The sequence below is a fragment of the Rhizobium sp. BK060 genome (genome assembly GCF_014193145.1).
Classification (GTDB): Bacteria; Pseudomonadota; Alphaproteobacteria; order Rhizobiales; family Rhizobiaceae; genus Rhizobium.
In genome coordinates this window covers 101523-114847 of record NZ_JACHYW010000020.1, presented here as the reverse complement: position 1 = coordinate 114847, position 13325 = coordinate 101523, and the positions used below count along the sequence as shown (strand labels likewise).

The following is a 13325-nucleotide window of genomic DNA, read 5'->3' as shown; positions in this document are numbered from 1 at the left end:
CACGATGGGAAACGACTTCCCTGTTCGTAGCCGCGCCTTCAGTTGGAGTTGCTCAAATCGAGCGAGCAACTCGGCTATATTGCCGCCGTCCACCAATGCTTCGACATCTTTTCGCCGTTGCCCGGCGACAATGAAGTGATCAACCAGGTTGATCGGCTAAGTTCCAACGACACAAAAATTGCGCCAAGATCAGTGCGGACAGCGGTTGGCGTCTTTGATTGAACGGATGTGGCTTCCATAACCTGTTCCTTCTGAGCGAGTGCTTTGATGCAGCCTCACTCTGCCAGAGCGTCGGCCGCTGTTCACTCCTCATGGGATCTAAAGCCGAAGGGAAGCGTCTCACCCGCCCCCTCCCTTCCCTTGCAACCCGGCCCAGCCGGTCCGGTCGGGGGCTCGCCTCAGCGCAAGCGGACATGTCGGCATTTCTAACTGGCTGAAGACGTGCCCAAAGTGACACTTTAACTTTGCACAGAAACGGACATTCCAACCTTGCTGCCACACATGGTGTAGCGGGGTACATTCTATTTCCAAGTGCGACATGCTTATTAAAACAATGGCTTCGCCTTGGAGATATATGCATGTCGCTTTGATATTCGCAGCTCACCTTGCCTGATCGCAGACGTCTTTTTCACGTGAGAACGCAAGGTTTCCGTCTCGGAGATTGCCCGCCAGCTCGGCCGTCATCGCTCGACGATCTATCGCGAGCTTAAACGCAATGCGTTCCACGATCACGAGTTTCCGGAATACAGCGGCTATTACAGCGGTATCGCCAACGACATGAGCAAGGCGCGTCGACGACGGCTGCGCAAGCTCATCGTACGCGCCCACTGATCTGTGCCCTTTCTTTGTGCGTGGACTGCCCTACAATTCCCTAGGACAGCCGGAGCCGTTGCCATGCGCGCCTTTCTCGCAGTTTTCATTCTGTGTGCCGCGTCTTTTGTTTTGCTTGCGACCACCCGCGCCGAAGATCCGATCGACACGACGCGCACGATGATCGAGGCGCAGATCAAAGCGTTCCTGAACGAGGATGTTGATACCGCCTATTCCTTTGCTGCGCCCGGGATCAAGGCGATCTATCCTGACAAGAACGTCTTCTTCGCCATGGTCAAGAAAAGCTACGAGCCGGTCTACCACCCGGGAAACTATGCCTTCGGACGCAGCCGCTCGATCGATAATGGCGCCATGATCTATCACGAAGTGCTGATATCAGGCCGTGACGGCAAGGATTGGACAGCCGTCTATCAGGTGGCGCGTCAGTCTGACGGAAGCTACAAGATCAATGGTGTGCAGATCGTACCAAATACGGAAAGCAAAGGCATCTAGAGTAATGCCGGGAAAGCGCGTCGCGATTTTCCGTCTGGAATTGCGTAAAGCAAGAGATCAGGCCGCCGACCGGTTCCATGGCATGCGGTTGAGCAGGATCGCCATGCCGCACCAGCCGGATATGCCGGCGAAGGCAAGCGCCGCGCCGAACAATCCGGCGACGACGAAGCCGGCCGGGGTGAGGAAAAAGCCGGCAAGGACCGACAGCAGCACGAGGAACCCGACGGCGATCTGCACTTGACGGAAGATCGTCAGGCGCGGAGCAGTGACGCCAACCACCGGTAGGCCTTCCGCCTTCCAGGCAGCGATGCCACCCTCGAGATTAAAGACCTGATACCGGCTTCCCCCCTCGGCTGCCAATCGCTCGCAGGCCTGCTGACCGCGGCCGCCCTTCAGGCACTGGAATACGACCTTGCATCCGGCCGGGACGGAAAGGACCCGGGTCAGGTTTCCGACCTCGGACAGAGGCAGGGAAAGGGCCGAGGCAATATGCTCGCTGCGGAACTCCTCAGGCTCGCGGACGTCGATTAGAACCGCCTCGCTTCCCTCGCGTTGCGAGGCGCCACCGTCTTCATTTCCTGCTTCATGATCTAATCCTTCCTGCAGAAGCGGTTGTAGAGAACTTCCATGATCTCCAGTGCCGCCGGATCGCTGATAAAATAATAGAGCGTGCGGTGGTCACGCCGGAAATCGACGAGACCTTCCTTCTTCAGTTTCGCGAGGTGCTGGGACATCGAGGTCTGGCCGATGCCGGTTTCCCCGACCAGCGCACCGACGCTCTTTTCGCCGGCGGCGAGCAGGCAGAGGATCAGCAGCCTGTGTGGGCTCGCAAGCCCGCTCAGGAACTCCGCGGCCCCCTCGGCATTGCCTTTCATCTCCATCATGAAGTCCGTCATCGGCACCTCTTTACATTTCATTTTTTATTGATATCACATTTTTACGAAATAAAAAGCGCAAGAATATGGATCGAAGCGATGAGCAAGGATTACAAGCAGATCACCCGCGACATCTCCACTTATACCGGCGAACTCAGAAAATTGGCGCCGGAGGCGATGCAGGGATTCTACGCATTGGCCAAGGGAGCGAGCGCCGACGGGGCCCTCGACAAGAAGACGAAGGAACTGATCGCGCTGGCGATCGGTGTCACCCAGCGCTGCGACGGCTGCATCGGCTTTCACGCCAAGGCGCTGAAGGAGCTCGGCGCGACCCGTGAGGAGGTCGCCGAGGTCATGGCGATGAGCGTTTATATGGGCGGTGGCCCGGCGCTGATGTATGCCGCCGACGCGCTGCGCGCCTACGACCAGTTTGCCACGGCGTAAGGCTGCTCAGACCGGATCGATATCGCCCCTCGCCCATTCCTCCATGGTCTCGGCCATGAAATCGGCGAAGCGTCCCTCGGCGATCGCCTTGCGGATGCCCTGCATGAGTTCCTGATAATAGGCGAGATTATGCCAGGAGAGCAGCATGCCGCCGAGCGCCTCATTGGCGCGCACGAGGTGATGCAGATAGGCGCGTGAGTAGTCGCGCGAGGCCGGGCAGTTCGACTGTTCGTCGAGCGGGCGCATGTCCTCGGCATGACGGGCATTGCGGATATTGACCTTGCCTCGGCGGGTGAAGGCAAGCCCGTGCCGGCCGGAGCGGGTCGGCATCACGCAGTCGAACATGTCGATGCCGCGCGCGACCGATTTCAGGATATCGTCAGGCGTGCCGACGCCCATGAGGTAGCGCGGCTTCTCCGTGGGGAGGACCGGCAGCGTTTCTTCGAGCATCTTCAGCATGACGCCCTGCGGTTCGCCCACAGCAAGACCGCCGACCGCATAGCCCTTGAGAGCGAGATCGGTCAGCGCTGCCGCCGACCGGATACGCAGCGAGGGTACATCCCCGCCCTGCACGATGCCGAACATTGCCTTGCCCGGCTGATTGCCGAAGGCGACCTTGCATCGTTCGGCCCAGCGTAGCGACAGCTCCATTGCACGCTCGATTTCGCGCGGTTCCGCCGGCAGCGCCACGCATTCGTCGAGCTGCATCTGAATGTCTGAATCAAGCAGTCCCTGGATCTCGATCGAGCGCTCCGGCGACATGTGATGCAGGCTGCCGTCGACGTGCGACTTGAAGGTCACGCCTTGCTCGTCGAGCTTGCGCAGGCCCGAGAGGGACATCACCTGGAACCCACCGGAATCGGTGAGGAGCGGATGCTCCCAGCGGATCAGCTTGTGCAGGCCGCCGAGGCGGGCAACGCGTTCGGCCGTCGGGCGCAGCATGAGATGATAGGTGTTACCGAGAATGATGTCGGCGCCCGTTTCGCGAACCTGATCGAGATACATCGCCTTGACGGTGCCGACGGTCCCGACGGGCATGAAGGCCGGCGTGCGGATTGTACCGCGCGGCATCGAGACTTCGCCCAGGCGAGCACCGGCGTCGGTCTTCTTGAGGGTGAACTGAAAGTTCTCGGTCATTTAGTCTTTCCGGAAAAGAAGGCTGGAATCGCCATATGAATAGAAGCGGTAGCCCGTCGAAATCGCGTGCTGGTAGGCTGCTTGCATCGTCTCGAAACCCGCAAAGGCCGAAACGAGCATGAATAGCGTCGAGCGAGGCAAGTGGAAGTTCGTCATCAGCATGTCAACCGCCTTGAAGCGGTAGCCTGGCGTGATGAAGATGCCCGTGGCGCCCGCCCAGGCACGGATCTCGCCGTTCTCCTGTGCAGCACTTTCGATCAGCCGCAGCGATGTTGTGCCGACGCAGACGATGCGCCCGCCCCTCGCCTTGACGGCGTTGAGGCTCGCCGCCGTCTTGGCGCTGACATAGCCGCTTTCGAGGTGCATCTTGTGATCGGCAGTATCGTCCGCCTTCACGGGCAGGAAGGTACCGGCACCGACATGCAGCGTCACGAAATGCCGCTCAACACCCGCCTTGTCGATGGCTTCGAAAAGCGCAGGCGTGAAGTGAAGCCCGGCGGTCGGAGCGGCGACGGCGCCCTCCTCGCGGGCATAGATCGTTTGATAGTCGGCGCGGTCGCGCTCATCCTCGGCGCGTTTGGCGGCGATGTAGGGTGGCAGCGGAATATGCCCGACTGAATGGATGGCCTCGTCGAGCATCGGTCCGGAAAGATCGAAGGCAAGCGTGACTTCGCCCCCCTCGCCCTTTTCCTCGACAGTGCATTCAAGCTTGCCGAGCAGGCAGCTGTTTCCGTCATGGCCGAAGGAAATGCGATCGCGGATCTTGATGCGCTTGCCGGGCTTGGCAAAGGCCTTCCAACGGCTGGCGCCGATGCGCATATGCAGCGTCGCCGAAACCTGCTGACCGCCGGTGCCTTCGCGGTGACGGATGCCCTCGAGCTGCGCTGGGATCACCTTGGTGTCGTTGAAGACGAGCGCATCCCCTGCCCTCAGGAAATCTGGCAGATCGCCGACCCGATGGTCGGATAGCTGTACCTCGCCGGCCGGATCGACGACAAGCAGGCGCGCGCTGTCGCGCGGCTCGGCAGGCCGCAGGGCAATCCGTTCATCCGGCAGGTCGAAATCAAAGAGGTCTACGCGCATCACTCAAATCCGGGCAAAGCGAAACCCGCCCCACGCTTTCGCGCAAGGGCGGGTTTCAGCAGAAATCACAATCAGACGTCGGCAGCAACCCGCATCGAGACGATCGAGTCCGGATCGACAACAGGCTCGCCCTTCTTGATCTTGTCGACGTTGTCCATGCCTTCGATGACCTGGCCCCAGACGGAGTACTGCTTGTTCAGCCACGGAGCGTCCGTGAAGCAGATGAAGAACTGCGAGTTTGCGGAGTTCGGGTTCTGCGAACGGGCCATCGAGCACGTTCCGCGAACATGGCTGACAGCCGAGAATTCCGCCTTGAGGTCGGGCTTTTCCGAACCGCCCATGCCGGCGCGGCTGGGGTTGAAGCTTTCGCCGCCCTTCTTGCCGAACTTCACGTCGCCGGTCTGCGCCATGAAGTCGTTGATGACGCGATGGAAGACAACGCCGTCATAGGCCTTCTCGCGAGCGAGCTCCTTGACGCGGGCGACGTGTTCGGGCGCCACTTCCGGCAGCAGCTGGATGACAACGTTGCCCTTGGTGGTTTCCAGGATGATGGTGTTTTCGGGATCCTTGATCTCGGCCATTCTTCTTCTCCTACTTGTCTTGAAACTTACTTCTTGCCGACGGTGACCTTGATCATCCGGTCGGGGTTGCTGACTTCGCCATTCTGGCCTTCGCCACGCTTGATCTTGTCGACATTCTCCATACCGGAGACGACCTTGCCGACGACCGTGTATTGGCCGTTGAGGAAAGAACCGTCAGCAAACATGATGAAGAACTGCGAGTTTGCCGAGTTCGGATCCTGCGAACGGGCCATGCCGACCGTACCGCGAACGAAAGGCGTCTTCGAGAATTCGGCCGGCAGGTCAGGCATATCGGACCCGCCGGTGCCGGCGAGGCTTGCGTCGAAGCCCTTTTCCATGTTGCCAAACTTCACGTCGCCGGTCTGAGCCATGAAGCCTTCGATGACGCGATGGAAGGCAACATTGTCATACGCGCCCTTCTTGGCAAGTGCCTCGATCTGGGCAACATGCTTCGGCGCGACGTCGGGCATAAGCTGGATCACGACAGGGCCGTCCTTCAGCTGGATCGTCAGCGTATCGCCGGACTGCGCGAATGCGTCGCCGGCGAACGAGGCAAGATAAAGCACGCCTGCAAATGCGAGATAGAAGAGTTTCATGTTAGCTCCGTTGCGGCGAAAAATGTCGCCTAGGATTTGCGCTTGGATTGAAGTGCTTTCAAGACGGCAGCCGGCACAAAGGCGCTGACATCGCCTCCCATGGCCGCGATTTGCCGGACCAATGTGGCAGTTATGGGCCGGGAGGCCGTTCCAGCCGGCAGGAAGATGGTCTGGATATCAGGCGCCATCTGCCGGTTCATGCCGGCCATCTGCATTTCATAGTCGAGATCTGTGCCGTCCCGCAGGCCGCGGATGAGCAGTGTCGCTCCGTGAAACCGCGCCGCGTCGACGACGAGATTGTCAAAGGCAACGACGGAGATATCGCCCACCTTTTCAGGCAGCGCTTCCGCAAGCGACCGGCGGATCAGATCTGCCTTCTCGTCAAAGGAAAAGAGCGGCGTCTTGCCCGGATGTATGCCGATCGCAACGATAACCTTGGATGCAACACTCAGCGCCTGGATAAGCACATCCAGATGTCCGTTGGTGATCGGATCGAAGGACCCCGGATAAAAAGCTTTCGTCATTGGCCTAGCCGTTTGTTTCGACGCCTTTTGTCATGGATGAAGGCTGCCCGCAAGTCATTGCCGATCACTGAACAGCTGATGAACGCGGCATTCAAGGCGGCTTCAGGTGAGCTCACTATAACGAAGAGCGTCAACCCCGATGTCCTTCCGGCATCGGTCCCTCCCGGAAACGCTCATGCTGATCATCCTCGTTGTTTTCGCTGTCATCGTCTCGCTGCTTGCCGAAGTTTTCTACGGCTACGTGCAAGATCTTCAGGATGCAGGTTGGGTTCGGCCAAGCGTGCGGGAACACTACACAATCGTGCGTGCGACTGGAAACGTGGCGTTTAAACCGATTAAAGATTCTGAACGTCAGATGAACGAGGCATTCAAAGTCGCTTCAGATCGGCCTTGGTAAACGACCGGTCAATACCCCTGGAACCATTTTCGCACGCATGCGTTCACTCAACCGAAGCGTAACGCGATACGCCGCACAAGGAAGAAAATATGCCCAACAAGATTACCATGATTAATGCTGTCTGGATGGTAATGATGACTGGTATGCTTGCAGCGACAGTCGCGCTCTACGATCACAAAGTGGATGCGTCCAAGGTGTATGGTCCCTATGCGTCGGCACGCGCGACGATAGCAAGCCAGTACTAAGGAACGTGAACGCAAAACCCAGGAGGATTGCTCATGTTCACGATATTGACTGTGCTTACTGCTCTTATCAGTATCATGTTTGTCGTGTCCGTGGCTTCCACCATTTCAGCCCTTCGCCATGAAAGCAAAGAGGTAAAGAAGGTTGATGGAAAGCACAGCTGGTTCTAACCGCTGTCGCCATTCTGGGATCGAAAATTTCAGCCACTGAAGGCCGGATGAATTGAGTTCGTCCGGCCTTTTTCCTGCCCAAGGATGGTGCCAGCGATCCCTGTTCGACGATGTTTACGCGAGACTTTCTAATCTTCGATGCGCCGCACCATTATGACGTCGTCGATCTCTCTGTTGTCATGCATAAAACCGCCGGGAATACGCCCGGTCTCATGGAAGCCTTCGCGTTCATAAAACCGTATGGCAGCCATATTCTCAGCGCTGACCGCGAGCTCCAGCTGTCGGATACCGTTCCCTCGCGCATAGCCCACCGTCGCATCCAGAAGTGACTTGGCGCAGCCGCCACCCCTTTCACAACGACGCACATAGACCATTATCAACGTTGCGCGGTGCGCCATTTTACTGGCACGTTGTCGGCTTAGACCCATAATGCCAACAGGATCATCATGCCTGAAGGCCACGAATACCGGCCCGTCGTTCAGCCGTTTGCGCCATTCTTCATCTGTGAGCGCCTCCCAGTCCTCGGCGCTGCTGGCAAAGGCAGCGGGCTCGAGCCGCAGCGCTTCCAGGCGAATACGCTGGAAAATGGCAACGTCATCAATACCGAGGATTCGGATCAATCTGCTCTCCATTCGACTCCAGCGCTACTATTCGAGATGGTTGAGGCAGCGCCTCTTGGTTTCCGACAAAAAGAAAACCGGGCAGCGGAACTGCCCGGTTTTCAAGCTCAGAATAGCAACACATCAAGCTTCCGTGTCAGGTGCGCTTTCCGGGGTCGGGGCAATGTCGTCACCAATCTCGGCAACGTCTTCTGCCTCTTCCTCAGGCTCGCTGATGCGCTCCACCGATACGACCTTCTCATCCTTGGCAGTTGAGAAGATGGTGACGCCCTTCGTTGCGCGGCTCGCGACGCGGATGCCGCCCACGGGAACACGGATCAGCTGGCCGCCGTCCGATACCAGCATGATCTGGTCGCCGTCGTTGACCGGGAAGGCAGCCACAAGCTCGCCGATCTCGGCCGTCTTGGACGTGTCGGTGGCGCGAATGCCCTTGCCGCCGCGGCCGGAAATCCGGAAGTCGTAGGAAGAGGAGCGCTTGCCGAAGCCCTTTTCGGAAACCGTCAGCACGTATTGCTCGCGTGCCTTCAGTTCCTCGTAGCGATCGTCGCTCAATTGACCTTCCTCGGTCACCTCCTCGCCGACCAGCGAGATTTCCTCAGCGTCACCCGTCGTCAGGCGCCGCTCGCTTGCGGCTCGCTTCAGATAGGCTGCGCGCTCCCAGGGTTCGGCATCCACGTGTCCGACAATCGTCATCGAGATGATGCGGTCGCCATCGCCGAGGTTGATGCCGCGAACGCCGATCGAGTTGCGGCCAGCGAAGACGCGGACATCATCAACGGGGAAGCGGATGCACTGGCCGAGTGCGGTCGTCAGAAGCACATCGTCATGCTCGGTGCAGGTCTCGACGGAGAGGATTTCGTCGCCCTCTTCCTCGAGCTTCATCGCGATCTTGCCATTGCGGTTGACCTGGACGAAGTCGGAAAGCTTGTTGCGGCGAACAGTCCCGCGTGTCGTCGAGAACATGACGTCGAGCTTGTCCCAGCTCTCCTCGTCCTCCGGCAACGGCAGGATCGTCGTGATGCGTTCGCCAGGCTCCAGCGGCAGCATGTTGATGAGCGCCTTACCACGTGCGGTCGGCGTGCCGATCGGCAGGCGATAGACCTTCTCCTTGTAGACGATACCGCGTGAGGAGAAAAACAGAACCGGCGTATGTGTGTTGAGAACGAATAGCTGGCTAACAAAATCCTCGTCGCGCGTGGTCATGCCGGAACGGCCCTTGCCGCCACGGCGCTGGGCACGATAGGTCGTCAGCGGCACGCGCTTGATGTAGCCGAGATGCGAGACGGTCACGACCATGTCTTCGCGGGCGATGAGATCCTCATCATCCATCTCAAGGCCGCCGTCCATGATCTCGGTGCGACGCGGCGTGCCGAATTCGTCGCGAACGGCTGCGAGCTCGTCCTTAACGATCGTCTGGATGCGGATTCGCGACGACAGAATTTCCAGGTAATCCTTGATCTCTTCGCCGATCTTGTTGAGTTCATCGCCGATTTCGTCGCGGCCGAGAGCCGTCAGACGGGCCAAACGCAGCTCGAGGATGGCGCGCGCCTGCTCTTCCGAGAGGTTATACGTCAGGTCCTCGTTGATGCGGTGCCGCGGGTCATCGATCAGGCGGATCAGGCTTTCGACATCGGATGCCGGCCAGCGGCGTGTCATCAGCTCTTCGCGGGCAGACTGCGGATCCGGCGCCTGCCGGATCACGCGGATCACTTCGTCGATGTTGGCAACGGCAATCGCCAGACCCACCAAGACGTGGGCTCGTTCGCGGGCCTTGCGCAGTAGAAATTTCGTTCTCCGGCTAACAACTTCCTCGCGGAACGAGACGAAGGCACGGAGCATGTCAAGCAGCGTCAGCTGTTCCGGCTTGCCGCCGTTCAGCGCCACAATGTTGCAGCCGAAGGAGGTCTGCAGCGGTGTATAGCGGTAGAGCTGGTTCAGGATGACGTCCGCATTGGCATCGCGCTTCAGTTCGACGACGACGCGATAGCCCTGGCGGTCAGATTCATCGCGCAGGTCGGAGATGCCTTCGATACGCTTGTCGCGCACCAGTTCGGCCATCTTCTCGATCATCGTCGACTTGTTCACCTGATAGGGGATCTCGGTGATGATGATCTGTTCGCGATCGCCGCGCATCGGCTCGATGGCGGCGACACCGCGCATGATCACCGAACCGCGGCCTGTCTCGTAGGCCGAGCGAATGCCGGCACGACCGAGGATCTTGGCGCCGGTCGGGAAGTCAGGACCCGGAATGATCTGCATGATCTCGGGCAGTTCGATCGCCGGATTGTCGATCAACGCGATGCAGCCGTCGATGACTTCGGAAAGATTGTGCGGCGGGATGTTGGTCGCCATGCCGACGGCAATGCCACCCGCTCCGTTGACCAACAGGTTCGGGAACTTGGCGGGAACGACGACAGGCTCGGAGAGCGTGCCGTCATAGTTGTCACGGAAGTCGACCGTTTCCTTGTCGAGATCGTCGAGCAACGAATGCGCGGCCTTCTGCAGGCGGCACTCGGTGTAGCGTTCGGCCGCCGGCGGATCGCCGTCGACAGAGCCGAAGTTGCCCTGGCCGTCGATCAGCGGCAGTCGAAGCGACCAGTCCTGCGCCATACGCGCCAGCGCGTCGTAGATCGCCGCGTTGCCGTGCGGATGGTATTTACCCATCACATCCCCGGTAACACGGGCGCATTTTACGTATTTCTTGTTCCAATCGATGCCGAGTTCGGACATGCCGTAGAGGATGCGCCGGTGCACGGGCTTCAGGCCGTCGCGCACATCAGGCAGGGCGCGGCTCACGATAACGCTCATCGCGTAGTCGAGGTACGACCGCTGCATTTCCTCCATGATGGAGATGGGCTCGATGCCTGGCGGGAGCTTCCCGCCGCCGGGGGGTGTTTGCTCAGTCAAAACGGATCACGATCTCTTCTAGAATCACTTGAAGATTTATAGCGGAAAGGCTGTTCCTGCGCCAATTTTGGCAAGGGTTTTGAACAGTCTTTTGCGGTCTTATGAGGGCAATTTTGGCCTCAACGGCAACAATTTACGCCATCCAGAGAGCGCCATTTGCCAAATTGATTTCTCAGCATCACAATTGCCCAAAACCAAGCGTTCATATGGGCTCATGGAGAGACAATGGCAAGCGCCGACCAACTGATCAACGCTTTCACGACGCTGCTTGTCACGATCGATCCGCCCGGCCTTGCGCCGATCTTTCTCGGGCTCACCACCGGCATGAGCCGCAGTCAGCGAAAGCAGGTGGCGATGCGCGGCACGATCATCGCCTTTGTCATTCTTGCCGTCTTCGCCCTGTTCGGGGCCAGTGTGCTGGGCGTGCTCGGCATCTCGATCGGAGCCTTCCGTATCGCCGGTGGTCTCCTCTTGTTCTGGATCGCTTTTGAAATGGTGTTCGAGAAGCGGCAGGACCGTAAGGAGAAGACCAGCACGCAGGCGATCACCGTCGATCACATCCACAATATTTCGGTCTTTCCGTTGGCACTTCCCCTGATCGCCGGTCCTGGCGCCATTTCGGCAACGATTCTGATTGCTGGGTCGATGCAGGGTTCACTCGAGCGTGCGCAATTGATCATCGTCATTGCATCAAGTTTGCTGCTGCTGTTTCTGGCGCTGCTGATTGCCGACCGGCTCGATCGCTTCCTCGGCGTTACGGGGCGCGCAATTCTGACCCGCCTTCTCGGCGTCATCCTGGCTGCGCTTGCCACGCAGTTCGTGGTCGATGGCTTGAAGTCAACGCTGGGGACGATGCCGGCTGGCTAGATTGAGCTAGGGTTTCTCTTGCGGCAAATGCGAGTGCAGCGTCCCTTCGTACCTGCGTTCTATGCCTGCAGCAACCGCGTTTGCGCTTCCAAGATCGTTCCTCGGGGCGCCGCGGCGTTCTCAAATATCTGGTAGAGGAAGAGCTTTATTGCCTCGGCTTCCCGGACGACAACTGGCTCTAGAGCCGGATCGCTGGCTGTCCATGCCCGCATGGTTGCAATTGATCTGCCGACAGCACCGGATCTGCGCATCGCGGACGAGCTGAACAACTTGCTTTCAACGATATACCAGACGAAGATCCGGATCGCGATCGACCTCATATGCGTCTCTTGCGCCCGGATCGATTTGAATTCGGCCCAGAGCCTCCGCAAATGATCTTCACTTAGGCGGTCGAGATCCAAACCGAGTTCCAATAAATCCTCGCTGACCATTCGCCGTGCTGCGCTGGTCGTGAGCAACCCAAATTGGGAACCTATTTCTCTCATGACACGAAATATCGTGCTAGCCCGTCAATTTGGAAACCCTGCCGCACCTATCCTTTCGGAGAGGGAGACACTGCTACTTTGATTAGAATCTCTTACAATGCCTACGGTTTGTTAGCCAATTCGGCTAAGGCGCAGAAAATGGATCACTTTGTTGCAGCAGCGAGACGCCACGTTGCGCGCGGACATTGCGTTCGTGCCCGCCTATTACACCGTCAGACAGCAATGACAATTTCCGCGAGCGGAGGCGCATCTGGGCCTCTTAAGGCTGACGCGGCGGAAAGACCTGTGCGCCCCCGGCTCTGAGATCAAACAAAGACGGCGCACTTTGCAGCGCGCCGTCGAGCTGATGTCACCAAAGTTGCGCTGCGATCAGAACGGGATATCGTCATCGAGATCGCGCGAGAAGTTTCCACCGCTACCGCCGCTGCTGCGACCAGTCGATTGCGAGGGCGCACCGTAGTCATCGCCGCCGCCGAAATCACCGCCGGCATTGCTGCCACGACCACCGCCAAAGCCGGAGCTTGCGCCCCCGCCCTCGCCGCGACCGTCGAGCATCGTCAGCGTCGAGTTAAAGCCCTGCAGAACGACTTCCGTCGAATAGCGGTCCTGGCCGTTTTGATCCTGCCACTTGCGGGTCTGCAGCGCGCCCTCGATGTAGAGCTTAGCACCCTTCTTCACATACTGCTCGACGACCTTGCAGAGGCCCTCATTGAAGACCACGACCGTATGCCATTCCGTCTTCTCGCGGCGTTCGCCGGAGTTGCGGTCACGCCAGGTCTCGGACGTTGCGATGCGAAGGTTGGCGATCGGCCGGCCATCCTGGGTCCGCCGGATTTCGGGGTCGGCGCCCACGTTTCCGATCAGAATTACCTTGTTTACGCTGCCAGCCATACTTTCACCTTACCTGCCGCCCTGCCCGGCGGCGCTTGAAACAATCGGTGCACCTTAAACCATAGAGCACCGGCGATGGGCGTCCATCACCAGTTCATCCACAAGGAATTTTGTTCTTTATTTGTTCTAATTTATCCCTATGATCCTGTCAACCGAATCGAAAACCTTGCAGGGGACGGACA

At 58.9% G+C, this 13325-nt stretch carries 15 protein-coding genes and 2 pseudogenes; 5 read left to right on the top strand and 12 right to left on the bottom strand.

Going from position 1 to position 13325, the window contains the following annotated elements; translation table 11 throughout:
- A pseudogene (locus tag FHT71_RS21565) lies at window positions 1–239 on the bottom strand (IS110 family transposase); the annotation flags it as partial.
- A 366-nt stretch (window positions 240–605) separates the two neighbouring features.
- Between FHT71_RS21565 and FHT71_RS21560 the strand changes: the two are divergent.
- Together FHT71_RS21560 and FHT71_RS21555 are read left to right on the top strand one after the other, a co-directional pair.
- A pseudogene (locus FHT71_RS21560) lies at window positions 606–813 on the top strand (helix-turn-helix domain-containing protein); the annotation flags it as partial.
- Between the two features lie 81 nt (window positions 814–894).
- Window positions 895–1323 carry a DUF4864 domain-containing protein gene (locus tag FHT71_RS21555; protein ID WP_007793537.1) on the top strand — a complete coding sequence of 143 codons (429 nt, stop codon included), beginning with the start codon at window positions 895–897 and terminating at the stop codon, window positions 1321–1323.
- A 57-nt stretch (window positions 1324–1380) separates the two neighbouring features.
- On the opposite strand, the gene FHT71_RS21550 is transcribed toward FHT71_RS21555, so the two are convergent.
- On the bottom strand, window positions 1381–1812 hold the full coding sequence (locus tag FHT71_RS21550) for a rhodanese-like domain-containing protein (protein ID WP_348649318.1): 432 nt from the start codon (window positions 1810–1812) through the stop codon (window positions 1381–1383).
- A 101-nt stretch (window positions 1813–1913) separates the two neighbouring features.
- Window positions 1914–2219, bottom strand: coding sequence for a metalloregulator ArsR/SmtB family transcription factor (locus FHT71_RS21545; RefSeq protein ID WP_007793543.1), 306 nt, complete (start codon window positions 2217–2219; stop codon window positions 1914–1916).
- Between the two features lie 78 nt (window positions 2220–2297).
- Here FHT71_RS21545 and FHT71_RS21540 point away from each other — a divergent pair, with 78 nt between their 5' ends.
- A complete protein-coding gene (locus tag FHT71_RS21540) occupies window positions 2298–2642 on the top strand; it encodes a carboxymuconolactone decarboxylase family protein (RefSeq protein WP_132591064.1) in 345 nt (114 codons plus the stop codon).
- Window positions 2643–2648: 6 nt separating this feature from the next.
- Here the strand turns inward: FHT71_RS21540 and tgt are convergent, their stop codons facing one another.
- The 5 genes from tgt to coaD form a co-directional block, all read right to left on the bottom strand.
- Window positions 2649–3779 carry a tRNA guanosine(34) transglycosylase Tgt gene (gene tgt / locus FHT71_RS21535; RefSeq protein WP_132591066.1) on the bottom strand — a complete coding sequence of 377 codons (1131 nt, stop codon included), beginning with the start codon at window positions 3777–3779 and terminating at the stop codon, window positions 2649–2651.
- Window positions 3780–4862 (bottom strand): tRNA preQ1(34) S-adenosylmethionine ribosyltransferase-isomerase QueA, encoded by a 1083-nt coding sequence (gene queA / locus FHT71_RS21530; protein ID WP_132591068.1) that lies wholly within the window; start codon window positions 4860–4862, stop codon window positions 3780–3782.
- 71 nt (window positions 4863–4933) lie between these two features.
- Window positions 4934–5443 (bottom strand): peptidylprolyl isomerase, encoded by a 510-nt coding sequence (locus tag FHT71_RS21525; RefSeq protein ID WP_132591070.1) that lies wholly within the window; start codon window positions 5441–5443, stop codon window positions 4934–4936.
- A gap of 26 nt (window positions 5444–5469) precedes the next feature.
- Window positions 5470–6039 carry a peptidylprolyl isomerase gene (locus tag FHT71_RS21520; protein ID WP_007793556.1) on the bottom strand — a complete coding sequence of 190 codons (570 nt, stop codon included), beginning with the start codon at window positions 6037–6039 and terminating at the stop codon, window positions 5470–5472.
- Window positions 6040–6068: 29 nt separating this feature from the next.
- Window positions 6069–6563: a pantetheine-phosphate adenylyltransferase gene (coaD, locus tag FHT71_RS21515; RefSeq protein WP_007793558.1), complete on the bottom strand. Its 495-nt coding sequence runs from the start codon at window positions 6561–6563 to the stop codon at window positions 6069–6071.
- A gap of 175 nt (window positions 6564–6738) precedes the next feature.
- On the opposite strand from coaD, the gene FHT71_RS21510 reads away from it, so the two are divergent.
- Window positions 6739–6960: a hypothetical protein gene (locus FHT71_RS21510; RefSeq protein ID WP_132591072.1), complete on the top strand. Its 222-nt coding sequence runs from the start codon at window positions 6739–6741 to the stop codon at window positions 6958–6960.
- A 541-nt stretch (window positions 6961–7501) separates the two neighbouring features.
- On the opposite strand, the gene FHT71_RS21505 is transcribed toward FHT71_RS21510, so the two are convergent.
- Together FHT71_RS21505 and gyrA are read right to left on the bottom strand one after the other, a co-directional pair.
- On the bottom strand, window positions 7502–8005 hold the full coding sequence (locus FHT71_RS21505; RefSeq protein ID WP_183721831.1) for a GNAT family N-acetyltransferase: 504 nt from the start codon (window positions 8003–8005) through the stop codon (window positions 7502–7504).
- Window positions 8006–8116: 111 nt separating this feature from the next.
- Complete coding sequence (gene gyrA, locus FHT71_RS21500; protein ID WP_132591076.1) at window positions 8117–10900, bottom strand: DNA gyrase subunit A; 2784 nt, start codon at window positions 10898–10900, stop codon at window positions 8117–8119.
- 225 nt (window positions 10901–11125) lie between these two features.
- Between gyrA and FHT71_RS21495 the strand changes: the two genes are divergently transcribed.
- Window positions 11126–11767, top strand: coding sequence for a MarC family protein (locus FHT71_RS21495; RefSeq protein ID WP_007793571.1), 642 nt, complete (start codon window positions 11126–11128; stop codon window positions 11765–11767).
- Between the two features lie 59 nt (window positions 11768–11826).
- On the opposite strand, the gene FHT71_RS21490 is transcribed toward FHT71_RS21495, so the two are convergent.
- Both FHT71_RS21490 and FHT71_RS21485 read right to left on the bottom strand, forming a co-directional pair.
- Window positions 11827–12198 (bottom strand): hypothetical protein, encoded by a 372-nt coding sequence (locus FHT71_RS21490; protein ID WP_183721829.1) that lies wholly within the window; start codon window positions 12196–12198, stop codon window positions 11827–11829.
- A gap of 423 nt (window positions 12199–12621) precedes the next feature.
- On the bottom strand, window positions 12622–13143 hold the full coding sequence (locus FHT71_RS21485) for a single-stranded DNA-binding protein (RefSeq protein ID WP_007793578.1): 522 nt from the start codon (window positions 13141–13143) through the stop codon (window positions 12622–12624).
- Window positions 13144–13325 lie beyond the last annotated feature (182 nt).